Origin of the sequence: Micromonospora sp. NPDC049679 (assembly GCF_040659735.1) — a bacterium.
GTDB lineage: Bacteria > Actinomycetota > Actinomycetes > Mycobacteriales > Micromonosporaceae > Micromonospora_I.
In genome coordinates this window covers 1-1,146 of sequence record NZ_JBFANZ010000094.1, presented here as the reverse complement: position 1 = coordinate 1,146, position 1,146 = coordinate 1, and the positions used below count along the sequence as shown (strand labels likewise).

General features: G+C 79.2%; 1 protein-coding gene. It reads left to right on the top strand.

The window, feature by feature from the left end; genetic code table 11:
• The coding region (locus AB0J06_RS26355) for a hypothetical protein (RefSeq protein WP_357432362.1) at window positions 1-182 on the top strand (182 nt) is incomplete at its 5' end.
• Between the last annotated feature and the right edge of the window lie 964 nt (window positions 183-1,146).

Below are 1,146 nucleotides of genomic sequence, written 5' to 3'. Positions count from 1 at the left end.
GTTGGGACAGGGACGACATCCTGACGGGTGACGACCTCGTACCCTCCGACCCGGACGCCGAGGTCGGCGGTGCCGCCCAGCGCCCGGGCTCCGCCGGGGAGGATCCCCCGTGCCGCCCCGCCGGCTGCTCGGCCGCGTGCCGCGAACGGCCCACCTCACCGCGCCGCGACGGCGGATTCTGATCAACGGGGGGCGATCCGTGCCGCGCCGAAGCGGGCGGCGTCTGATCGATCGGCCCGTCACCCGGGCCATGGCGCGGTGGCGGCGTCGGGTCCACCGGAGCCGATCCGTGCCGCGCGGGGGCGGGGGCGGGGGCGGTGGCGGGTGGCACGGTCCGGCCCGGCGTCTCCGGGGCTCGGCCGGACACGTCGGCCCGACCGGGCACGTCCGTCCGGCGGGGCATATCGGTCCGTCCGGCCAGTTCGCCCCGACCCGGCATGTCGACCGGCCCGCGACCGTCCGCGCGCGCCGGCACGTCGGCTCGACCCGGCCGCTCGGGCGTCCTGCCCGGCACGTCGGCTCGACCCGGCATCTCGGACGCCCGTGCCGGCGGGGTCTCCGGCCGTCGCGACGCCGGGTCGCCGGGCTCAGCCCGCCACCCTTCGGGCGACGCGGCGGCGGGGCGGCCACTGTCGCGCGGAGCCGTCGGCGCCCCCCGCCCACCCTCGCGCGGAGCCGACGCCGGCCGTCCGCCCTCCGGCGACGGCGCGGCCGACCGGCCACCGTCGTCCGGGCCGGCCGGTGCGCCGCCCCGTCCCGCCTCACCGGGGCCGATGTCGACCTGCTGCTCCTTAGCGGTACGCAGGTCGGCGAGCCAGCCCAGCTCCTCGCCACTGACCGGCTGCTCAGGCTCGCCCTCGGGGCGGCCCCGACCCCATCGCCGGCCCTTGCCCTTGGAGTCCCGCCGCTCGTCGGGACCGTCTTCAGGTCGATCCGAACCGCGCGATCTCACTGGTGGTCCTCCCCGGCAGGCGTCCTGCCGCTGTCGTCTGATGCGGTGCCATTCTCGACTGCTGGACGCGTGCGCCCGCTCTCGGCCGCTGGGCCCGTCCGCCCACTCTCGGCCGCTGGGCCCGCCCGCCCACTCTCGGCCGCTGGGCCCGCCCGCCCACTCTCGGCCGCTGGGCCCGCCCGCCCGCTCTCGGC